The following is a 19,910-nucleotide window of genomic DNA, read 5'->3' on the forward strand; positions in this document are numbered from 1 at the left end:
TGTGGCGATTGACATCAACTGGGGTGATGGCCTGGGGGTTTGGGCTTTGCGCTGAGGCGTGTGGTGTTTCTACTGTCGCCACTCATGATCCTGAACTTCTTCTCGTCCCGGGGCTGGCAGTCCTGGGACATCGAGCATCGGCCGCTGATCCCCGAGGGGATGCCCGTGCTCATCGACAACGATCTGCGCTTCGAGGACGGCCCTGCCGCGCCGCGTCCGGCGGCGGTGGTGAACCGGTGGTTGCGTGAACTCCCGTCCAGTGGGGCGCCGGCTCCGAGCTCGTGGGAGAACTATGCGCGGGTGGTCAAGGAGTGGATGGAGTTCCTGGCTGAGCACGGGGTGGGTCTGTTCGACTCGCGGGTACGGCTGAAGGCCGCGTTGAGCCGGTACGCCGAGCATCGGGCGGCGGGTCCGCTGAAGGCCCGGTTCGCGGCGACGACGTGGGGCCAGCACATGAGCATCTTGTCGCTGTTCTACCGGTGGGCGATGCACGAGGAGTACGCGACGGCCGAGCCGTTCACCTACCGCGCCGCGCGGGCCCTGTTCGCCGGAACCGGCCGGGAGGTGAAGGTGAACCTGGCGGTCCGCCGCACCCCCAAGCCGCACGTGACGATCAAGTACCTGGAGCCGGACTTCACCGAGCTGTTCCGCAAGGGGCTGCGCGGGCTCGCCCCGGACGGCTCGCAGGACACCGGTTTCCACGGCCGGGAGCTGACCCGCAACGGGGCGGTCGGAGATCACGCGCTGGCCACCGGAATGCGGCTGCAGGAGTTCACCTATCTACTGCCCTGGGAGATTCCCGCGCTGCCGCCGGAGCCGACCCCCGTTCCCGTCCCGTTCCCGGTGCCGGCCGGGATCACCAAGGGCAAGAAGTTCCGCACTACGTGGACCTCTTACGAGGCCCTGGCCGGGCTGCACGATTATGTCGAGCTGGACCGGGCTGCCACGACGGACGGATCGCTCTGGCGGCCGCCACGACGGTGGGGCGAACCGCTGCTGGTGAGGGAGCCGGACGCTCGGGGAGGGCTGATCAACGGGATCCGGCGGCCTTGGGAGTCTCTGACGCCGGCCGAGCGGCGTCGCCTGGTCGCCCCGGAGGGCGGTTCGTGCCTGCTGGCGGTGAAGAACGGCGGCGGCCCGTTCACCGCCTGGGCCACGGTCTTCGAGCGGACCTCGGACCGGATCCGGGCCCGCTTCGAGCCGCGGTTCCCGCACGTCTGGCCCCACCGATGCCGTCACACCTTCTCGATGAGGACCTTGGAATACCTGGTCACTGGGCACTACCGGCAGGCCGCGAAGCTCGTGCGGGACGCCGACGCCGACGCCGCTCTGGTCTTCTACCTCAGCAAGGCCGACCCGCTGCTGGTGCTTCGTGATCTTCTAGGACATTCCACCGTCCTGACCACGGAAAAATACCTCCGCCGCTTGGATACGACCCCCATCTTCCGGGAGGAATATGAGGGGGCCGGCGCCGAGGCTGGGCTGACCGACCCGACGACGTGGGCTCCGATCGGGAAGCCGTCGCGGAGTTCGATGACGACGTCGAGGACGGGGCTCTCTGATGCCGACCATGCTGATCGACCAACCCCTGGGAATCACCTGCGTGTTCAGCGATGGAAGCCGTGCGGCGTTCTCGCTGGATGGCTTGCCGAACTCGTTGCTGGCCCGGCAGTTGGCCACCGGCCTGGTGGATGTGATCCATCCTCACGGCACTGCGGATTCCGCGGGCACGGTCAACCACTACGTCCAGGCGATTCGGGGCATGGTGCGGGCCCTGGCTGCGCAGGGCTTCGCTGGTGGCCTTGACCAGCTCAGGCGGGGCAGGCTGGCCGAGTATTTGATGGGATGCTCGGGCGGTCGGGAGGCGTGCACCCGCGCGATGGTCGAGGCGTTCGGTCAGGCCGGCGGCTCGCTGGCGGACGGCGTGCTCGAGCTCGCGGCCGGGCGGAACTTCAATGTTCAGCCGAATCACCATGCTCTGCCTCCCTACTCGGAGAATGAGTGGCAGCGGCTGGGCGATCTTTGCCGACGGCTCGTTGAGGAGTCGTACGCGACACACCGGCAGGCCCTGACCGCCGTCGCTCACGGACAGCATCCCGCCGAGGGCGGATGGACTCCCCGAAATCTTCGCTGGCTGCTGGCCACCATCGGGCCGGTGAGCATCTCCGAGTTTGGCCGCAACGTCGGGATCTCGGCTGCGGTGGTCCACCGCCGCGGCGGCTTCCACGACGCGACGCAGGCCGTGTTCCCGCACTTGGAAGTGCTCATCGCCTACCGGCTGTTGTTCGGCATCTACTCCGGGATCGTGCCGGACGGCATCGAGGACCTGGTCACGCAGGACGTCGACTGGGCCGGGGACTCCACGATCCTGCTCTCCTACGTCAAGGGTCGCACCGCGGCCGAGAGTCTGAATCTGCCGCGCAGGGCCGTGCGCCTGCTGGAGCAGTGGCTGGCCCACTCCACGCTGCTGCGGGGCTTCGTTCCGTCGGACGAGGGCCGCAAACTGTGGTTGGGGCTGAGCCGGGCCGGCGGTGACCGTCGGGTGAGGAAGTTCGACCGCGTCGCCATTCAGCGGTGGGTCGTGCGGCACCAGTTGGCCGGGGACGACGGGCAGCCCTTGAAGATCCACCGATCCCGGATCCGCACCACGCACGAGGCGATGCGGGACAAGAGCGCGTGGACCGGCAGCGGCCGGGCCACCATCGACCCGAACCACACCCCCGCCATCGAGGGCGACCACTATCTGACGGCCGCGACACCCGCCCAGCAACGTGCGGTCGAGGCCGTGATCGAAGACGCCCAGCACGACCTGCTGCGCAGGTCGCATCCGCCGACGGTGATCACCGAGGACGAGGCCGCCGCCCTGGCCGAGGGCTATCCGCAGCTGGTGGCGGACCTTGCCCTGGACGACGAGGTGATCGCCGAACTCGTCGGCGGACAGCGGGGCGTGTTCACCGCTGCCTGCGGCGATCAGCTGTCCGGACTGCACGGCCCGAAGGGCAAGCCCTGTCCGGCCCGCCCCTGGGTCTGCCTGTTGTCTCCCCTGGCAGTGTTCGCGCCACGGCATGCGGTCAGCCTGCTGCGGCTGAAGGCGTTCTTCTCCCGGCAGTGGCAGCAGATGCCCGCCGCCCACTTCATGGCGGTCTTCGGCCCCTATGCCGCCCGCATCCAGCAGGTCCTGGACCGCTTCGATCCGGCCGTGGTCACCGCGGCCGCCGCCCACGTCGTCGACCGGGACGACGAACTTCCCCTGCGACCCGAGGAGATGACCGCATGAGCACCGCTCTCGCTCCCGCCTTCGACGGACGCTCTGCCGTCTTTGCGGGCGCCGATATCTGCGACGAAGCCGGGCTGGCCCTGCCGGACAACGCCGCTCACCCCGCGTTCGAGGACGACACCTGGGACTTCACCCACGTCATCGGCTTGCCGACCCAGCTGAGCCCCTCGATGAGGCGCTTCGACTTCACCCAGATCACGGACTCGCGTTGGCGGCTGGTGGCCAAGGAACTGGTCCTGGCGATGCTCGCACCCCGCCACCAGTCGGTCGCCCCTTTGCCTCGCGCCTTCCGCAACCCGCTCCACGTCACCAGTTGTCGCGCCCGTCTCGACGAACTCGTCCGCTTTTTCACCTGGCTGGGCGAGCGGGCGACCATCAGCCTGCAGCAGATCAACACCCGGGACTGCGAGGCATACCTGGCTCACCGCCGCTACGTACTCGACGAGCATGGGGCCGTCGTCGGTGAACAGAGCCACGGAACCAGGCGGTCGGCCGCCCAGGTCGTCGTCGACCTGGTGAACTACCGCGACCTGTTCACCGCCGACCGCGTCCCCGCCGAGCTGCGGCCCTGGGGCGGCGCCACCGCCTCAGCCGTCGCCGAGATGCCCAGCGGCCGGACCGAGAACAAGACCCAACCGGTCTCGGACGAGATCATGCAGCCGATGCTCACGGCCGCCCTCTACCTGATGTCCACACTGGGCCCGCACGCCGTCGACCTGGCACACAAGATCCGCGAATCCGACCTTCACTCGGCACGACGAGCCCAAGGAATCCGGCGCGTCGGCCCCAAGAACCGCGTCCCGGTCCGGGAGCTCAGCGAAAGCCTCGCCGAGTACACGCGAACGTGCACAGCCCTGCCCATGCTGGACGACCATTACATCTCAAAGCGGCTCGCCCAGGGCTGGGCCGAGGACGATCCCCTTCTCCCGGTGGCCATGGGCACCCTCGCCCGCCGGGCCGGGCTGAGCCAGTTCTGCCACCCGTGGCTGCCCACCATGCGGCCTGCGCTGGAAGACGCCCTCGCGCAGGTCGGCGTCGAAAGACCGTTCGGCCGCGATGCCGACCCGGTCCCCGCAGTCGACGGAACATCGTCACTGCCCTGGACCCTGCCACTGTCCCGGCCCCAGGCCGTCGCCCTGGTCGGCATCGTCCGCACCGCCGCGATCATCACCGCTGCCGCCATCTCAGGCATGCGCGCGAGTGAGCTGATGGAATTGCGCATCGGCTGCCGACGACCGCCCGACGAGACCGTCCCGGGCCTGACCCGCTACCGGATCGCAAGCAAGATCGTCAAAGGGCAGCCGCTGGGCGGCACCGCCGACGAGTGGGTCGTCATCGCACCGGTCTATCGCGCGATCGAACTCCTCGAGCAACTGCACGACGCCCCGGCAGAAGAGGCACTGCTGATCGGCAGGTTCTCCTTCAACGTCCGCTTCAAGTGGTTCAAGAGCTGGGCCAACTCCGGGGCCGGCCAACGACTTGGCCTGGCGCCAATCCCCGAGGGACCAGTCAACTTGCGGATGCTGCGGCGCACTTTGTCGCTGGAAATGGCCTACCGGCCCGGCGGCGTCCTGGCCACCAAGATCCACATGAAACATATCGCCGTGGCCACAACGGAGGGCTATGCCTCTCGCCCTGGCGGGGCCCAGGCCGAGCTGTTGGCCGAGGTCAACAAGCACGAGAGCGAGCGCAATCTCCAACTGGTACTGGAGGAGTTCCGAAACTACCAGGAGGGCGTTCTGCCCGCCGGTCCCGGCGCCCGCAGCCTCACCGAGTTCTTCGCCGGCATCGACGCCCAACTCGATGCCGCCTCGGCCACCGCCCCGAAAACCCAGCGCAACGACCGCGACGTCCTCAACCTCCTGACCAAACGCGCCAACGTCCTGCACCTCGGACCGGCGAACTACTGCTGGTTCACCGACCCTTCCCGAGCGCTCTGCCTCAAACTCGCGGGCACCCCCACCGCGGACCGCCCGCTGATCGGGATGTGTGACTCCGCCCGCTGCCCGCAGGCCACCCACCACCCCGGTCACCGCCCCGTCTGGGCCGAGCACGCCGACAGAACAAAGATCTTCATCGGCCAACTCGGCACCACCCGCAAGACCGAACGCACCCGGCTCCAGGCCGACTACGACCGAGCCCTCCGAGTCGTCGCCGAGATCGACGCCGCCAGCGCCACCACGGACGAGGAGTCCGCATGAGAATCTCCGCAACCCAGCGCACCGAGAACGAGAACCGCATCCGAGCCGCCATGGACCGCCTCCTGCGCGGCGAGATCCCGCCCGGCGGAAAATGCGACATCAAGACCCTCGCCAACGAGGCCGCCGTCGACCGCACCGCGTTCTACGGCACCCACCCCTACGGTCACCTCCGCGTCGAGTTCGAACGACGCCTGCGGGCCCTCCAAGATGCCGGCGAAATCCCCGACCCCCGCGAAGCCCAGATCGCCCGCCTCAAGGCAGAGAACGCCAAGCTCAAAGCCCGGATTGCCCAGTCTGACGAGACGATCGACGAGCTCACCGACTTCCGCTCCCAATCCCTGGCTCGCCTCGCCGCGCAACACGAAGAGATCGTCCGGCTCCGCGAAGCCTCCGCCGGAACCACCCAAGTCAGGCGGCTTCCAGCACCACGAACCACAGTCATCGGGACCTGCAGTTGAGGCGGGCGCGGGCAGTAGTTCCGTCAGCCGCTGTTGCGAAAGACGAGCAGATAGCGCCAGAAGAGGAGCCTGCGGATGCTGCATCCAGGCAGCAGGACCGCGGCCTCCCGACGGATCTGCAGAAGGGGAACGGTCGGCTGGCTCACCGGCGCGTTCACCTGTTCTCGACCGGTCGCAGCGGCGGCGGGGCGACGCCTGTCCTTCAAGGCGACGGTCAGCCTGGCGACAGCGTTGACGGGCACGGCCGCAAGGCTCCAAGCCCAGTCGAGCCGGGTCTTTTCCGGATAGCAGCCCAAGATCACGAGGACGCCGCCGGGCGCGAGTGCGTCACGCAGTGCGGCGACGGTGTCGAACGGCATGTGATGGATGCTGGCGAGGCACGAGATGAAGTCGTAGTGAGCCTTGGGCAGTTCGACTTCGGTGATGTTCGCGTGCTGGAAGCGTGGGCTCCGGTCACCGGCTATCCGCCCCGACAGCGCGAGGGCCTCCGCGATGACCTCCTCCGACGGATCGATCGCATCGACCTCTATGCCCAGGTGAGCGAGCCGACGCGCGAACCGGCCGGTCCCACAGCCGACGTCCAGGGCCGCACCGCAATTCCGCGGCACCTGGCGCAACAGCAGACGGTGATAGTGGTCGTTGTGATCAAAGGGCATGGTCCGACCCTGCCACAGCGGACGCGCGCGGCCCGGCGCTTCCACCATCAAGACCATGGCAGTGAACTGCGTCACACCGATGGGGCTGGAATGCAACACACGCCGCTGTCCCCGTCGCGAACGCGGCTCCGACAGCGGACCTGCTCAATGGCCACACGAAGTCACCCGCACACGGCCTCTGCGAACACAAGGCACACCTGCGCGACCCACAACTACGAGCGTGGCATGACGTTGTGGGAAGTGCAGAAGATCCTTGGACACGACTGGGCCACCACGACACTCCGGTATATGGCGACCGCGCACGCCGACCCGGAGGTGGCAAACCTGGCCGCGAGCTCCCGGGCGGCACAACGACTGGTTATGGACAAGGGGAACCTGCGGTGAAGTGGAATCTGCGGATGGTGGCCGCCCAGAGGGATCTGCGGCGACCCACCGAGGTGCTGGCGGCCTTCCAGCAGGTGGGGTTCAATCCTTCTCTGAGCAAGGTCGCCGCATTGTGGGGCGGTACCCCGGTCACGGTGCGCCTGGACGACCTCGACAAGATCTGTACGGCGCTGGACTGCACGGTCGCCGACCTGCTCCAGGCGGAGCCGCTCGCTGACACGCAGGCGGCACCGGCGTCCGGCCAGCAGGCGGTCGGCGCCGAGGTACAGCCGATGACAGGCCCGGTTCGGCCGGTGCCGCGTAGTCGGCGCGGTAGCGGACCGCGCTCGCTTCCGCCGAGCTGACAGCTGGTAGTGGTGGAGAACCGGGGTGTTGCCCGGAGTTGCGAGTCGTGCCTGGGCTGGGTCGTGCTGCGTCACAGCTGGGTGTGTGCCGGGTGCAAGGGCTGGCAGAAGAAGCATCGGGAGCGCGCTGTGTGCCCACGTTGTCGGCATGAGGGCTACCTGAACACCGACGGGCTGTGCCGTACGTGCCTGCAGGCGATCCGAGCCGAGGACGACGCAGAGTGGACCCTGGGCATCGAGGGGGCACAGCCGCGTGCTGTTCAGCTGATGATCGGGGTCTACCGGGACGGGTCTACTGCGGCGCGGCCGCTACGTCGGGGCGCGGGCAACGGGCGATAAGCGATGGCGGATTGGAAGCACAAGCTCAACCAGGCACGCCCTCCCCTCTCCGAACCTTCTGCCCAAGTGTTGAAGCCGGCGATCCAAGGCCAGATTCCGCTGTTCACCCTGCCCAGGACGCTGACCGAGACGACGGTCCGAGCCATCGCTGACCGACCAGTATCGGGCTGGGAGCGGGCCCGAGAAGTACTCGTCGAGGTAGCGGCCGAGCACCGTTTCAGCAGAGGGTGGCACTACAGGATCGCCGAGATGGTCCGCCTCGCCCTGGCGGTCCGCGAAGCCGAAGGAACCGACCTGCTGCCCGAAGCGCTCTTGCGGGAGTTGCCTGGCAGAGGGGACGCGGTCCGTCTGATTCTCCTGCGCGCCGGACTGCTGGCTGAGGCGTCCGAGCCGATGCGGTTCTATCCAGCCGACCTACCCACCACCCCCTACATCGACGTCCCGGCACCCCGGCCGCCGCTCGCGCCTCGCCAGTGCCGGGACTGTCATGCTGGATCCCCGGCGGCTGGCCAGGATTCCGCTGCAACCCATGCAAGCACTGGCGCGAGAAGTACACCCTGAGCCAGTGCCTGCGCTGCCACCGTGACGACCTCCCGCTGCATGGCGACCACTGCCGCGGATGCCACCCCTACCGCCTCCTTGCCAAGGCCGGGGATCGTACAGCCCGAGTCACACAACTCCAGATCGACCTGCCCACCGGCACAGCAGGACCGGCCCGGCCGCTGACCGGGGACGAATCATCCCGGGGAGACGGCGGCACGGCCCTCTCTCACGCTGGCCGCGGGCAGGAGACGCTGTTCGAGATTCGCCGCGACTGGTCGCCAGTGCTGGCCCTCCTGGGCCGCCGGGGCCTTGGCGAATTGCCGCTCACAGAAGGGGCCCGGCGGTTGGTTGAGGAATTCGAGCGGCGCATTTTGGACCGGCAGACACCCGACTACCGCAAGAACATTCACACGCTGACCATCCTGGTGCACTGGCTCGGTGCCGAGAACGCCATCCTGGAACGCGATGTCCACGACCTGGCCAGTTGTTCTGCGACTCTCGCAGCCAAACCGGTCTGCCAGTTTCTCCGTTCCCACGGTCTGCTCATCGATGACCCGGACCGCCGCCAGGACGTGAATCTCGCATGGATCCAAGCCGCCATCAGTGCCCGCCCGGATCCGCTCGCCAGCGAGGTCCGCGCATGGGTGACCCTCCTGCGCAGCCGGGGCCGCCGTGAGGGTGAGGTTCGCGACTACCGCAGCGTGCGCCGTTACCTCGCCCACATTGAGCCCGTCCTCACCGCGTGGACGGCTGTCGGCGTGACCACTCTGCGGGAGATCACGACTGACCACATTGAGGCGGCAGTGGCCGACCTGTCCGGACGAGACCGTCAGAAGGTCGCGGTGAGCTTGCGCAGCTTGTTCAAGGCCATTAAGCGGGAAAGGATGGTCTTCCGAGACCCGACCCGGCACCTGTCTGTCGGTGACCTCAGGCGCTACCGCAGTCTGTGCCCAGCGATCTCCTGGTCGGATTGCTGGACCAGGCCAAGATCCCGCTCAGCCGTCTGGTCATCGCTTTGGTGGCCATCCACGCGCTGCCCGGTGAGGAGCTTCGTACCATCCTGACCACCGACTTGAACCTTGCCCGCGGCACCCTCGAAGTCCGCCGCGGCTTGCTGCGGCACACCCTCTACCTGGAAGAGTTCACCCATCGACTTGCCAATGAATGGCTGGCCTACCGCCACCGCCGCTGGCCAGCCTCGACCAACCCGTACCTCCTCGTCAGCCAGAAGACAGCCCTCGACCCGGACCATCCGGTGGTCAGCAGGACCTTGCTTCGGAAGACCCTCCCCAAGGACGTCACGCTCGTCGGCCTGCGCCAAGACCGCATGCTCAACGAGGCGTTTGCCACCGGCGATCCGCTCAAGCTGATGCGGCTCTTCGGGGTCACCGCGCAGACCGCCATGCGCTACGTCACCGCCGCCCACCCCGAACACACCGCCAAGTTCCCCCGATAGCCCAGGAAGACCACAAATCCCTCGGGCCGTCGATGCCGACCCGCACCAGGCCGGCGCCCGGTGCTCCTGGACCGCGGGCCGACGTCAGGGGGTGAAGGAGTGCGGACCGAAGCCCTGGGCCACCACGGCCGACAGCCAGCACCAACAGGACAGCGTTGGCGTGATCATCTGGAACTCTCTGCGGCGCCCGTGAGTGACGGCCTCGCCGATCATCAACGCCACCAGCCCGGTGGCCGCCACAGAGACATTGAAGCGACGCCGTCAGAGGGCCCGTCACCGCCACGCGTTCAGATTCCGCTAGGGAAGAGTCAGCACCCTCAATGTGCTTTCGGCTTCTCGAACGTCCCGCGAGCGGTGAGGCTGGCACGAGGAGGTCTACCGCGGTGGTGGCGTCTCCCAAGGTGTGGCAAGCGAGCCGTCGGGTTCTAATCCGTATCGTTTGAATCGCCCCGCGTCTTGGAGTCGGCCACCTTTCTCTAGTAGCGAGGCGATTTTATCGGTGGCCAGGAGGTGATATTTTCTTTCTGCGGTGCGCCGGTACCAGGCGATGGCCTCTTCAGTGCGGCCCATCTCCCCCAAGATGTCGGCTATATAGGTCACCACGGAGTGGTCGCCGGTTTCCGCAGCGTGCTGATACCAGGCAAGCGCTTTGGCGATGCTCCCCGCCTTCCAGAGCCTCGATGCCAGTATCTTGGCAGCGGCAGGGTCACCCGATTCGGCGCGGTCCCGGATCCAGACATCAGCTTCCTCGGCGCGGTCGGAATCTTCGAGGATTTCGACCGCCATATTGAGCGCCGCCAGCTCGTCCCAACTAGAGTCAGGGTCCAACCCCTTGAGCCTTTGGTGCCAGTCGTGCGCACCTTCGACGCTCTGAAAGTATGCAAGGGCGCGCGAGGACCAGAATTCGGCGTCTTCGGCAGGGCCACCGTGAGCCAGCGCATACATGGCCAGCGGGTCCCCTCTCTCCGCGCGGTTCCGCAACCAGGCCAACAGCTCGTCGCTCGTGCCCGCCTCCAGCATCAGGACGAATGTGATCATGGTGAGGACATCGCCGCCTTCGGCACGTTTCCACAGCCAGATGGGTAGGTCACCCGTACGGCCTGCTTCCTGCAGCATGAAAACCGCCGCCATGGCCGCATGGCTGGAACTACGTCGGTCGGGAAGTCCACGTGTCGTCGCTGCGCGCTGGAACCAACTGAGGGCTTCGTCGATGCGACCCTCTTCCGCCAACATCTCGGCAGCCTCGCGCGCGGCCTGGTAGGCGCATATTGGTTGGCCGCCTTCAGCGGCGCGCTGGCACCAGGTGAGGGCTTCGTCAATGCGACCCTCCTCCTTCAGCACCGCGGCCGCGGCGAGGCAGGCTTCGTACGCCGTTTCGGGACGCCCGCTTGCAGCGGCGCGCTGGAACCAACCGAGGGCCTCGGAGTCGCGACCGGCTTTGATCAGCATTTCAACGGCCTTACGGGTTGCGGAAGGATTGCCTCTCTCAGCAGCGGCACGCAGCCAGGCGAGCGCCTCCTCCAAGCCCTGTTGATCCCGAAGTTGGTCGACGGTTGCGGACAGGACCCACTCGGAACCGTTTGCTGCAACGCTCTTACGCCACGTGGTGTCATCGACCCCAGGAACTTCCGGATATCCCGCTTGCACCAGCCTGCTCCGCACCCAGTTCAACAACCAAGGATCGCTCGCCTGTGGCGTGTTGGAGTACAGCTCGCAGGCGCGTTGCAACCACGGCAGTGCTTCCTCTGGCCGGCCTGCCTCTACCAGGGTTTCCGCAACACGAAGGCGGGCCGTGGAGTCACCGGCGTCGGCGTCGGCGGCTGCGGTCCAGAGCTGAACGGCCAGCCTCATCAGACCCCTGTCGCTGGCCGAGCGGGCGAAAGCGGGGAGGTCGGTGCGGCTGGCGTGGTCGGTGAGGGCCGTCCACAGAGAAGCGGGGGCCGGGGTAATGCCACGGACAATGCGGCCGTGCTTCTCAAGGTAGTCGGCGAGCAGATAGTGGGGGTGCGCAAAGGTTGGATGAGCCTTGCCAGGGCGGATAGGCGTGAGCGCGCCGCGGATGCCGCGGAGAGGCGCGGCGACGTAGGCGAGGGCTCGTTCCAGCCAGTCGTCGCTCAGCAGGTTGCGTTGGTGGTCGGTGAGGTAGCCGTCGGCGGCGGCCTCGAGCAGAGTGAGGGGCAGGGCTGGGCCGTGCCCGAGGCACCGTGCGTCCATGGCTGCTTCAATCAGTGCCTTCGCGCCTGGGGGGCTGGTCCGGTAGCGGTCGATCAAGGCTGGAGCACCGGCAAGGTATTGAGTGATGTGCCCTTGCTCTGCATGCTCAGCGGCGTAGGCCAAGCGCGGGTCATTGAACGCCGCTGTCTGCAGCGACCGTAGGTCGGCTTCACTGAATCGGTCAGGCACGACGAGGGTTGTGCCTGTGGCGGTGAGCAGGGCACGGGCGTGGGGGTGGTGGTCCGTTTCGTTTTCCTGGGGCGAGGGCGTGAGGGCGGCCCAGTGTTCGGGCCAGGCCGTTCCGATCACCAGCACAGGAGTTCGCTCGGGGTCGTGCATGAGGGAGTGCAGCCCTGCGGCAACGTGCTCACCCAGTGTCTTGGTTGCTGTGAGCAGGTAGTGCTGGATCTCGTTGAGCCACACGACGGTGCCGGGGCGGACGTGGCCCAGGTCGCGCAGAACGGCTTCGGGCCGACTGGGGGCGAAAGGATGCCATAGCCGCCACCCTGCGGGGAGCACCTGCACAGCTTCCCAACATGCACGAGTTTTGCCCGACGATGATTCTCCCACCAGCACGGTCAGTTGGCTCACGCCCTCGGCTGCACGCTGCACGATCTCTTGTAGCTGGGCGTCGTGCGCGCGTGCGATGTATATGGGCAAGAGAGGTAATCCGCATCCGTCCCCCATGGGGTAGCCGAGCTCGATAGCTCGGTGTACCTCCAGGGAGAAGGGATCGGCGCACTGGCTGATTAGCCGCCCGGGAGCGGTTGATGCCGCAGTGCTGGCAGAGCGATCCTGCCCGCCGACAGCAGCGTTGTAGGTCACTTGGCCGACGTGACCAATAGAGAGACTGTGATTATCGGCCTGGGCAGTGAGGCTTCCAAGCGAGAGAACGGAGGGGTCTGCGGGGCTGGTGGCAGCCGGTCCGTTCAGCCCTGGGACGGATCCGGCGCGGGCGGGGGGCCGATATGCGCACCTCCGTGGAGTACTCCCGTGGCGACTGAGCCGCGGTCGGCTCGGATATCTACGTTCCCCCCCACGGCCAGACCGCCCGGTCCGGCCGATGTCCCGCCGGCGGGGGTGTACTCGGCCAGCAAGGCGCGCAGCCGGGCAGCGGCCTGCTCGCACATATCCTGGTCTAGGCCTTCCAGTAGCATCTCGAAGCGGGCCTGCCAGGCCGCCTCCTGGCGGTCGCGCACCCGCTGCAGTTCTTCCGAATCAGCTGCCGTCAGAACGGCCACGGTTTGGTCGAGCCGCTCCAATTCCTCGTGCTCGCGCTGAGCGTCCCCGCGGCCAAACCAACCGGCCACCCGCTGCCTGAAATCCCCCCACACATCAGTGCCCGCGGCTTGCACTACCGCGGTACCCCCCGCTGCGGCAAGCGCTGTCAATGCCTCTACTAGCATCCTTGCCCCCCTATTTCGGTGCTACTGCCCGGAACCGTACCGCTGCACGTGATATGTGCGCAGTAACTTCCTCGCAATTGTCAGGGCGAATGGGAGCCACCGGGTGCCGAGCTTGCACGCAAGGCACCTGACGCCCCAAGAGCCTCAGCCGGTACGGCCAATTGGCGGTCTGGCGTTCCACGGCCGCCTGCATCTGCTGCTGAGGGGACACTGAGGTTCCCCCGTTGTGCGGGAGGTGCTGATCAGCTGGTCAGGGCGGGGTGACGGGGTTCCAGGTTCGCTTGTTCGGCCGTCGCCTGGTCGGTGTAGTGCTTCTCCTCGAACTCGATGGGGCTGAGGTAGCCGAGCCGTTGCTGGATGCGCCGGCTGTTATAGAAGCCGTCGATGTACTCGAAGAGGGCCAGGTTCGCCTCAGCCCTGGTCGCGAAGACGCGGCCGCGGACGCACTCGGTCTTGACCAGCATCCATAGATTCTCGGCCAGAGCGTTGTCGTACGAGTCCCCGACGGACCCCATGGACGCCTCAATTCCTGCCCGCAGCAGTCGAGTTGTCAGCTTGATCGATGTGTACTGACAGCCGTGATCCGCATGATGAACCAGCTTGCCGGGCTCGACCTCGCGGCTGGCCAGGGCGTACTCCAGCGAGGACAGGACCAGGTCGGCGTCCGCACAGGCGGAGGTCTCCCAGGCCACCACCCGGCGGGAGAAGGCGTCCCGGATCGCGGAGAGCCACAGCGGCCCTTCGCCGGTGGGGATCATGGTGAGGTCGGTGACCCACAGCCGGTTCGGACCGGGCGCGGTGAAGTCTCTGTTCACCAGGTCCGGGGCGAGGGTGGCCTTCGGATCCCGGCGGGTGAAACCCTTACGACGGGGGCTGACGCCCGCGAGATCGGCCTCGCGCATCAATCGCTCGACCCGCTTGCGGCCCACGTGGACACCCTCGCGCCTCAGGACGGCATGCACGCGTGGGGAACCGTAGATGCCGCCGGAATCGGCGTGGATCCGCTGGATCTGCTCGGTCAGCTCCGCGTCACGGCGCCGCCGCTCGCACGGCTCCTGCTCTTGCCGGCGCCAGCGGTAGTAGGTGGACGAAGCGATGTGCAGTTCCCGCAGGACCGGCTCGACCCCCAGATGCGGGTGCTCGTCGAGGAGCGCCGTCACCTGGGCCGGGTCGGGTCGAGCTGCGCGGCGAAAAAAGCCGACGCCGTCCGCAGGACTTCATTCGCCCGCTTGAGCTGCGCGTTCTCCTTGCGCAGGGCCGCGAGCTCCTCACGTTCGGCGGTGGTCAGCCGGTCATCGCTCTCACCAGCGTCGGCCTCGGCCTGGCGGATCCAGCCGCGCAGGGCCTCGGGATGCACACCCAGCTCGACGGCCAGCCGCTTGATCACCGGCCTCGGCTCGGTCGTGCGATACATCCGCACCGCACGCTCCCGCAACTCCAGCGGATATTTCCTCGGGGCAGCCATGGTCAAAGGTCCTCTCATGAGACCCATCTGACCAGCTGTCACCTCCCGCCGCATCTCGGGGGAACCTCACACCAGCGAGGAACCCGCCGCCGGACCAAGACAGTGCAGCGGTCAATGCGTGGGTTCCCGGCTACCAGCGTCCGAGAATCTGCGAACCCACGCGCTTCGGACGCCGACCGCTTCAAAGCCCTCAATGACACCTTCGGGCACCCCGCCGGCGACTCAGCCCTCGCCGCGATTGGCATCCGGCTCACCGAATGGGTGGGCAAGCGCGGCACGGTCGGCCGGCTCGGAGGCGACGAGTTCGCCGCCCTCACCCGCATCCACCCCCGCCACCAAACCCTGCGCCTGGAGCACCTCGCCCACCTGCTCGCCCAGCCGGTCACCTACGACGGCGAGCAGCTGCCCCTCGCGGTATCGGCCGGTTCCGCGACGCCGGACACGGTCGGCTCCCGCGACCTGGCGGTGCTGATGCGCGCGGCCGACGCAGCGATGTACGAGGGCAAGCGAAAGGGCGTTGTCGCCCAGGCCCCCCACCACGCACAGACGCGCAGCGTCAACGGCCGCCGCGAAGGCCGCCCCGGCACCCACGCCCGACCGACCGCTGCCGCAGCATGACCACGGCCCGGCAACCGGACCCGTCCGTCCCTGGACCGCAGCGGCGGCTGCTCGTCTGGCGCGACAGTTCCCACTTCAACCAGTGGCAAGACAAGCCGTGCGTCCTGTGCGACCGGCCCACCCCGCTGCGCTCCCACAAGGGAGAGGCGGTGCACAAGGTCTGCGCCGAAGACTGGAACGCCGCCCACCCGACCGAGGTGCGGTTCGTCTCCGACGCGGAGCCCAAGTCTCGCGGCAAGCGTGATCACGCCTGAGCACAGCAATGCCCCGGGGCGGGCTGTTCCGTCACCAGCAGATCGCCAGCCAGCCACCCCGGGGCACCCACAGCCTGCCCGAGGAAGGCCACCCCATGCAATCGCCCTCCCTTCAGTTCACCGCCATGCTCACCGCCATGCTCACCGCCCGCCAGAAGCCGGCCCCCTGGACCGGCCATGGCGACGCCGCCGTACGGATCGGCGAGCGCGGCCTGGAACGCGGACGACCGCTCCCCGAGCAGCGGCCCGACGCCGACCCCGTCGCCCTGGTCCTCATCCACCCCGACACCGAGACCGCCCTCACCGGCACGCTCCACTGCGCCAGGACCCGAATCCACGGCGCCTGGACCGAGCCCTACCGACTCCTCACCCACGCCCTCGCCGGGCGCGACCTCCCGCATGACATCGACCTGAGCACAGAAGTCCCGTCCCATCGCCTACGAAGAGATGACCGCGTACGCGATCGGTGAGCTGATGTCCTGTGTCATCGAACCTTGACTGAATGTCAGCGAAGTTTGACCGCTGGCAGTTAGTGTCACCACAGTTTGACCGGCGTTCGTCATCGGTGTGTGAGGAACAAACCGGTCGGCATCCCACAGAGCAGAGGTGCCCCGGGTGGGCAGGGAGCTGTGGGCCGTGGAGCGATGAACGTGCGGCATCGGAAAACTGGTCGAGGAGTGACTGTGGAGCTAGTGGATCAACTGCCTGCCCTGATAGGCGTCGTGGTCGGTTCGCTCGGCTCTTATGCCGCGCAGAGCTTGACTGAGCGCCGGACGTGGAAGCGGCAGCGGGAGGAGAGGTGGGACGAGAAGCGTTTCGAGACGTACGGCGGCTACGCCAATGCTCTCAAGGCCCAGCTTCGCCTCGCCCAACGCATCGGCGCCGCCCTCGGATTCGCGGACGTGGCCGATCCGTTGCCGCCGACCGACGGTCTGCCTCTGCTCGCCGACGCGGAGTCCCACCGTGCAACGCAGTGGGAGTCCGTCCTGCTCGTCGGGGACGCAGCGACAATCGCGGCGGCCCGGCGCTGGCACGAGACGATCTGGACCATCGAGCTGCTCATACGGGAGGGGTCGGTCGACGCGGAGAAGTGGACCAGGGTCCATCGGCTGGCAAGTGCGGCACGTGATGCCTTCTACGAGAGCGCGCGGCGTGACCTCGGAATAAACGGGGCTCCGCCGCCGTCGGGGCAGTGGCCCCGGCAATGGCAGGCTGAACTGTCCGATTGAGTGCTTCAGGGGCCGTACCCGGCTTGCATGGCGCCGTGTGCGGCAGGCGCTTCATCAGGGTGGTGCGATGGCAGCGGCTGTTCCTTATGACCCGTGCCCTGTCCTTGGGCATCGTGATCAGCCAAACTTCGATGGCACAAGCTCAAACTTCGCTGTCACAGGACAGCTGATGTCTGCACGTGCAGACAAAGCGTTCGAAAAGAATTCGAACGATGTGTCTGCACGTGCAGACATCCCCAGCATCGGGAAGAAGGCGGCCGGTGCCCTCAACCCGATCACCAAGGACTACGGCGCTGAGACCTCGGTCGCCGTCCACGAGACCATCAAGGACGCCGCCGGCAAGACCGTCACAGTCAAGGCGATCACTGGCATCGTCCAGCAGCTCCCCCGCAAGGAGGAGCGAGAACTGACGCAGGACGAGCTGACGGCCCTGAGTCGCAGCCAGCACGCCTCGGAACGGCCAGGAGAAGCCGAACGCTGGGGGCCAGCCCTCCGCCCTGGACGCCCTCCGCAGCGCCGTGACGCAGTTGGAGGCCGCACATCGAGCCCTGGCCCCGGCCAACATCAAGAAGGCGCTCGAACAGGACGCGGACGAGACCGCGAAGGTTCTGGCATCAGCCAAGAGCACCGCGGACAAGGCTGCCGCGCGAGCCGGCGCCTCCCTTCCGCGATCGACGTGAGCTGAGCGGCCAGCGCTCAGCGGCGGTGGGCGCCTGAGACGCTTGTCGTGCCCGGTGGTGCCCATCTCCTCGAAGCCGATGTCACCACCGGGCATTCGCCCTCGCCGAAGCGCCGGGCCTCGCACAAGGCGGACGTGGGCAGGCCTCCTGGTTTCGGGCCTACTCCGTGCCCTATGGTTCCCCCCGGCCACCGGGGCGTCACGGTCACTGTCTGCCCGGGGAGGTCTTGCCTGCGAGCCTCGTGAGTTTCGGCCCGGTCTTTCGGGCCTGGTTCGTCGGTACCGGGGTCCGGTGGCCCGGCCCGGCGATACCGTGGTGGCACACGCCAGACAGAAGCCTAGGAGTCCCGGATGAGCGAGCAGCCGGCCCTCGTGCCCGACCGCCAGCCCCTCGATGAGCATGCCGCCGCGTCCGTCCGCGCGTACGCGGCCGACCAGCGCGCGAAGGTTGACGTCCTCGCCTCGGTGCTGGAGGACATCGCCGCCCACGGCTACCCGTCCCCTCAGACGGGCGTGCTGTGGGAGGAAGCCCGCGATGGCCATCTGGAGCGCCTCGCCGGTGAGCAGCCCCGTGTCGCCTGAGCATGCGCCGCGCCGGTCCCAGGTTGTCCTGGTGGAGCCCGCGCTGAGCCAGCTGGCGAAGCTGACGGCTTCCGAGACGCACCGCCTGGACCGCGCGATCGTCGCGATCAGCGTCAACCCGGAGTTGGGCACCCCGGTGCCCGGCACCCTGCTGCGCGACTACGTCGACGACGTCGACGGGGTCCGCGTCATCTACTACGTCACGGCCCTTCGGCAGATCACGATCGTGGCGTACGTTGAGGCGTAGGGGCCTCCCGAGCACCCGTGCGCCCCGGACCACTAGTTGGTCCGGGGGAGGATGAGTGCCCGCTCCAGAGCACCGCCGCTTTCATCCGCAGCGGTGTCATCGGCGGCGGGGAGCAGTTCGCGGCGGAGCTCGTCGACGGCCTGGCCCACGATGGCACGGACCGCCGACCACCCGACCTGCCCGGCCTGGGTGGCTGCGGTGAGCCGCTCGGTGACAAGGGTGGTGAGTTCGTCGAGCCGGCCGTGGACTTCGCTGAGCGCACGCTGCGACAGCCCCAGATCCACCAGCCCGGCCGCCCCTGTGTCACCCGCGGGTGACACCCCGGCAAGGACACCGGCCCCACCGATCGCCCTGCTCAGCCCTTCGGCGGACTCCGCGATGTCGATCAGCCGGTACGCCTGCGCCCTGCTGATCCCCAGCTCGCCCTGCGCGTACTCACCCCACCCGCCGTACCCCAGCGCCACCCACACCCGCGCCCGGTGCGCGTCGCGCACCCGCTGCGCCAGCACCACAGCCGCCCGCCGCGCCTCACCGATCGCCGCACGCAGCTGCTCGGTCAGCCGTTCCGCATCCACCCGGCCCACCGGTTCCAGCACCGGGCCCTGACCTGGTTCGTTCGAGGAAGCCACAGTTCCATGGTGCTCCCCGTGAGCGCGGCCGGACAGGGGGCACGAAGAGGCACACGCGCCGTCGGCCGGTAAGGAGGGGAGAGGGCCCTGAAGGGTTCGCAGGGCCCCCACGACGCGGGTCCGTGGGGGACGGATATGCACACCCGCGTCGGCGGAACAACGACCGCCAGGGCGTCGTGGTCACTGTCTTCCCCGGGTGCCCTGCCTCCGAGCGGGAGGGCTTGGGTTGGGGGCCCCGGGCCAGGCGCGGTCCATTGGGGCCCCCGGAGCGAGCAATCCGAAAGCAAGGAATGTGCACGCTTCGACCAGTTCAACAGCCTGGGTGGATCCCGGGTCACGGGCCCGGCCGGGTGAAGCGTGGTGGGCGGCGCCATGGGTGGGGCATGCTGACGAGCAGGTGCCCGCGGTGGCGCCGACAGACGTGGTGCGGGGCCATCCAGCCACCCTCGGTTCCCGCACCACGCTGTACTGGCCAGGCACGGAGAATGCCCGGTTAAAAACCGGGGCGTGGTGGTGCCGTACCGGGCCGCGAAACCCAGCGGCCAGTAGCGCACACCGGAGACCACTAGCCTTCGGCCTCTATCCCGCCGGTCAGCGCTGGGGTGGGAAGAGGGCTAGGAGCCGGGCCCGCTGGGCGGTGCCGAGTCCCCGAACGCGGCGGCTCTCGGAGATGCCGAGGTCAGAGATCAATTGCCCGGCGCGTACCGAACCGATGCCGGGGAGCGACTCCAGCAGAGCGCGTACGGGCATCTTGCGGATGGCCTCGGAGTCGCTGGCGAGCACCTCGCGCAGCGAGAGCTTGCCGTGCTTCAACGCCTCCTTCACCTCGACCCGTTCCCGTCGCGCGGCGGCGGCCTTGTCCAGCGCGGTTCGGCGCTGCTCCGGCGTGAGAGGCGGCAGGGGTGCCATGGTCAGTCCCTTCGTCGTAC

22 protein-coding genes and 1 pseudogene are annotated in these 19,910 nt (G+C 67.9%); 16 read left to right on the forward strand and 7 right to left on the reverse strand.

Features of this window, described 5'->3' with window-relative positions:
- Positions 1 to 84: 84 nt before the first annotated feature.
- The 4 genes from AS594_RS35690 (at position 85) to AS594_RS35705 (ending at position 5,936) form a co-directional block, all read left to right on the forward strand.
- Positions 85 to 1,806 carry a site-specific integrase gene (locus AS594_RS35690; protein WP_240509192.1) on the forward strand — a complete coding sequence of 574 codons (1,722 nt, stop codon included), beginning with the start codon at positions 85 to 87 and terminating at the stop codon, positions 1,804 to 1,806.
- Between the two features lie 349 nt (positions 1,807 to 2,155).
- Entirely contained in the window at positions 2,156 to 3,277 is a 1,122-nt protein-coding gene (locus AS594_RS35695; RefSeq protein WP_240509193.1) for a hypothetical protein, read from the forward strand.
- Complete coding sequence (locus AS594_RS35700) at positions 3,274 to 5,478, forward strand: hypothetical protein (RefSeq protein ID WP_069935803.1); 2,205 nt, start codon at positions 3,274 to 3,276, stop codon at positions 5,476 to 5,478. Before AS594_RS35695 ends, AS594_RS35700 begins: the two co-directional genes overlap by 4 nt.
- A complete protein-coding gene (locus AS594_RS35705; protein WP_069935804.1) occupies positions 5,475 to 5,936 on the forward strand; it encodes a hypothetical protein in 462 nt (153 codons plus the stop codon). Before AS594_RS35700 ends, AS594_RS35705 begins: the two co-directional genes overlap by 4 nt.
- A gap of 23 nt (positions 5,937 to 5,959) precedes the next feature.
- Here AS594_RS35705 and AS594_RS35710 read toward each other — a convergent pair whose 3' ends face one another.
- Positions 5,960 to 6,592 carry a class I SAM-dependent methyltransferase gene (locus AS594_RS35710; protein ID WP_069936050.1) on the reverse strand — a complete coding sequence of 211 codons (633 nt, stop codon included), beginning with the start codon at positions 6,590 to 6,592 and terminating at the stop codon, positions 5,960 to 5,962.
- Between the two features lie 189 nt (positions 6,593 to 6,781).
- Between AS594_RS35710 and AS594_RS46715 the strand changes: the two are divergent.
- From AS594_RS46715 to AS594_RS46730, 5 genes and pseudogenes are all read left to right on the forward strand, one after another.
- A pseudogene (locus tag AS594_RS46715) lies at positions 6,782 to 6,976 on the forward strand (tyrosine-type recombinase/integrase); the annotation flags it as partial.
- A complete protein-coding gene (locus AS594_RS35715) occupies positions 6,973 to 7,320 on the forward strand; it encodes a helix-turn-helix domain-containing protein (RefSeq protein ID WP_069935805.1) in 348 nt (115 codons plus the stop codon). The pseudogene AS594_RS46715 and the gene AS594_RS35715, both read left to right, overlap by 4 nt.
- 342 nt (positions 7,321 to 7,662) lie before the next feature.
- Positions 7,663 to 8,220 carry a hypothetical protein gene (locus AS594_RS46720; protein ID WP_240509194.1) on the forward strand — a complete coding sequence of 186 codons (558 nt, stop codon included), beginning with the start codon at positions 7,663 to 7,665 and terminating at the stop codon, positions 8,218 to 8,220.
- A 263-nt stretch (positions 8,221 to 8,483) separates the two neighbouring features.
- Positions 8,484 to 9,266, forward strand: coding sequence for a hypothetical protein (locus tag AS594_RS46725; protein WP_069935806.1), 783 nt, complete (start codon positions 8,484 to 8,486; stop codon positions 9,264 to 9,266).
- Positions 9,221 to 9,658, forward strand: a complete 438-nt coding sequence (locus AS594_RS46730; protein WP_240509195.1) for a hypothetical protein — start codon at positions 9,221 to 9,223, stop codon at positions 9,656 to 9,658. The genes AS594_RS46725 and AS594_RS46730 overlap by 46 nt, the downstream gene beginning before the upstream one ends.
- 84 nt (positions 9,659 to 9,742) lie before the next feature.
- Here the strand turns inward: AS594_RS46730 and AS594_RS45035 are convergent, their stop codons facing one another.
- From AS594_RS45035 to AS594_RS35745, 4 genes are all read right to left on the reverse strand, one after another.
- Positions 9,743 to 9,898: a hypothetical protein gene (locus AS594_RS45035; RefSeq protein WP_167368104.1), complete on the reverse strand. Its 156-nt coding sequence runs from the start codon at positions 9,896 to 9,898 to the stop codon at positions 9,743 to 9,745.
- A gap of 135 nt (positions 9,899 to 10,033) precedes the next feature.
- Positions 10,034 to 12,697, reverse strand: coding sequence for a tetratricopeptide repeat protein (locus AS594_RS35730; RefSeq protein WP_141747215.1), 2,664 nt, complete (start codon positions 12,695 to 12,697; stop codon positions 10,034 to 10,036).
- 823 nt (positions 12,698 to 13,520) lie between these two features.
- Positions 13,521 to 14,438, reverse strand: a complete 918-nt coding sequence (locus AS594_RS35740; RefSeq protein WP_069774409.1) for an IS3 family transposase — start codon at positions 14,436 to 14,438, stop codon at positions 13,521 to 13,523.
- Entirely contained in the window at positions 14,435 to 14,743 is a 309-nt protein-coding gene (locus AS594_RS35745) for a transposase (RefSeq protein WP_069774646.1), read from the reverse strand. Before AS594_RS35745 ends, AS594_RS35740 begins: the two co-directional genes overlap by 4 nt.
- A gap of 114 nt (positions 14,744 to 14,857) precedes the next feature.
- Between AS594_RS35745 and AS594_RS35750 the strand changes: the two genes are divergently transcribed.
- From AS594_RS35750 to AS594_RS35775, 7 genes are all read left to right on the forward strand, one after another.
- Complete coding sequence (locus tag AS594_RS35750; RefSeq protein ID WP_079148824.1) at positions 14,858 to 15,361, forward strand: GGDEF domain-containing protein; 504 nt, start codon at positions 14,858 to 14,860, stop codon at positions 15,359 to 15,361.
- Positions 15,358 to 15,615: a hypothetical protein gene (locus tag AS594_RS35755; RefSeq protein WP_069935809.1), complete on the forward strand. Its 258-nt coding sequence runs from the start codon at positions 15,358 to 15,360 to the stop codon at positions 15,613 to 15,615. The genes AS594_RS35750 and AS594_RS35755 overlap by 4 nt, the downstream gene beginning before the upstream one ends.
- 95 nt (positions 15,616 to 15,710) lie before the next feature.
- Entirely contained in the window at positions 15,711 to 16,085 is a 375-nt protein-coding gene (locus AS594_RS35760) for a hypothetical protein (RefSeq protein WP_141747216.1), read from the forward strand.
- 213 nt (positions 16,086 to 16,298) lie between these two features.
- Positions 16,299 to 16,844, forward strand: a complete 546-nt coding sequence (locus AS594_RS35765; protein WP_240509196.1) for a hypothetical protein — start codon at positions 16,299 to 16,301, stop codon at positions 16,842 to 16,844.
- Between the two features lie 169 nt (positions 16,845 to 17,013).
- Positions 17,014 to 17,529: a hypothetical protein gene (locus AS594_RS44095; protein ID WP_141747217.1), complete on the forward strand. Its 516-nt coding sequence runs from the start codon at positions 17,014 to 17,016 to the stop codon at positions 17,527 to 17,529.
- A gap of 345 nt (positions 17,530 to 17,874) precedes the next feature.
- On the forward strand, positions 17,875 to 18,105 hold the full coding sequence (locus AS594_RS35770) for a hypothetical protein (RefSeq protein ID WP_069931490.1): 231 nt from the start codon (positions 17,875 to 17,877) through the stop codon (positions 18,103 to 18,105).
- The gene (locus AS594_RS35775; protein WP_069931489.1) at positions 18,095 to 18,352 is read left to right on the forward strand and encodes a hypothetical protein; all 258 of its coding nucleotides are present in this window, start codon (positions 18,095 to 18,097) and stop codon (positions 18,350 to 18,352) included. The genes AS594_RS35770 and AS594_RS35775 overlap by 11 nt, the downstream gene beginning before the upstream one ends.
- Positions 18,353 to 18,384: 32 nt before the next feature.
- Here AS594_RS35775 and AS594_RS35780 read toward each other — a convergent pair whose 3' ends face one another.
- Both AS594_RS35780 and mihF read right to left on the reverse strand, forming a co-directional pair.
- A complete protein-coding gene (locus tag AS594_RS35780; RefSeq protein WP_141747218.1) occupies positions 18,385 to 18,981 on the reverse strand; it encodes a hypothetical protein in 597 nt (198 codons plus the stop codon).
- A gap of 591 nt (positions 18,982 to 19,572) precedes the next feature.
- Positions 19,573 to 19,890 (reverse strand): integration host factor, actinobacterial type, encoded by a 318-nt coding sequence (mihF, locus tag AS594_RS35785; RefSeq protein ID WP_069931486.1) that lies wholly within the window; start codon positions 19,888 to 19,890, stop codon positions 19,573 to 19,575.
- Positions 19,891 to 19,910: the final 20 nt, after the last annotated feature.

Origin of the sequence: Streptomyces agglomeratus, from assembly GCF_001746415.1 — a bacterium.
Taxonomy (GTDB): domain Bacteria; phylum Actinomycetota; class Actinomycetes; order Streptomycetales; family Streptomycetaceae; genus Streptomyces; species Streptomyces agglomeratus.

What these genes read in the sequence shown, in the direction of transcription:
- AS594_RS35705 (WP_069935804.1), top strand. Translation starts at nt 5,475, where the DNA reads ATGAGAATCTCCGCAACCCAGCGCACCGAGAACGAGAACCGCATCCGA.
- AS594_RS46720 (WP_240509194.1), top strand. Translation starts at nt 7,663, where the DNA reads ATGGCGGATTGGAAGCACAAGCTCAACCAGGCACGCCCTCCCCTCTCC.
- mihF (WP_069931486.1), bottom strand. Translation starts at nt 19,890, where the DNA reads ATGGCACCCCTGCCGCCTCTCACGCCGGAGCAGCGCCGAACCGCGCTG.
- AS594_RS35710 (WP_069936050.1), bottom strand. Translation starts at nt 6,592, where the DNA reads ATGCCCTTTGATCACAACGACCACTATCACCGTCTGCTGTTGCGCCAG.
- AS594_RS35750 (WP_079148824.1), top strand. Translation starts at nt 14,858, where the DNA reads ATGCGTGGGTTCCCGGCTACCAGCGTCCGAGAATCTGCGAACCCACGC.
- AS594_RS35770 (WP_069931490.1), top strand. Translation starts at nt 17,875, where the DNA reads ATGAGCGAGCAGCCGGCCCTCGTGCCCGACCGCCAGCCCCTCGATGAG.
- AS594_RS44095 (WP_141747217.1), top strand. Translation starts at nt 17,014, where the DNA reads ATGTCTGCACGTGCAGACAAAGCGTTCGAAAAGAATTCGAACGATGTG.
- AS594_RS35700 (WP_069935803.1), top strand. Translation starts at nt 3,274, where the DNA reads ATGAGCACCGCTCTCGCTCCCGCCTTCGACGGACGCTCTGCCGTCTTT.
- AS594_RS35755 (WP_069935809.1), top strand. Translation starts at nt 15,358, where the DNA reads ATGACCACGGCCCGGCAACCGGACCCGTCCGTCCCTGGACCGCAGCGG.
- AS594_RS35745 (WP_069774646.1), bottom strand. Translation starts at nt 14,743, where the DNA reads ATGGCTGCCCCGAGGAAATATCCGCTGGAGTTGCGGGAGCGTGCGGTG.
- AS594_RS35690 (WP_240509192.1), top strand. Translation starts at nt 85, where the DNA reads ATGATCCTGAACTTCTTCTCGTCCCGGGGCTGGCAGTCCTGGGACATC.
- AS594_RS35760 (WP_141747216.1), top strand. Translation starts at nt 15,711, where the DNA reads ATGCAATCGCCCTCCCTTCAGTTCACCGCCATGCTCACCGCCATGCTC.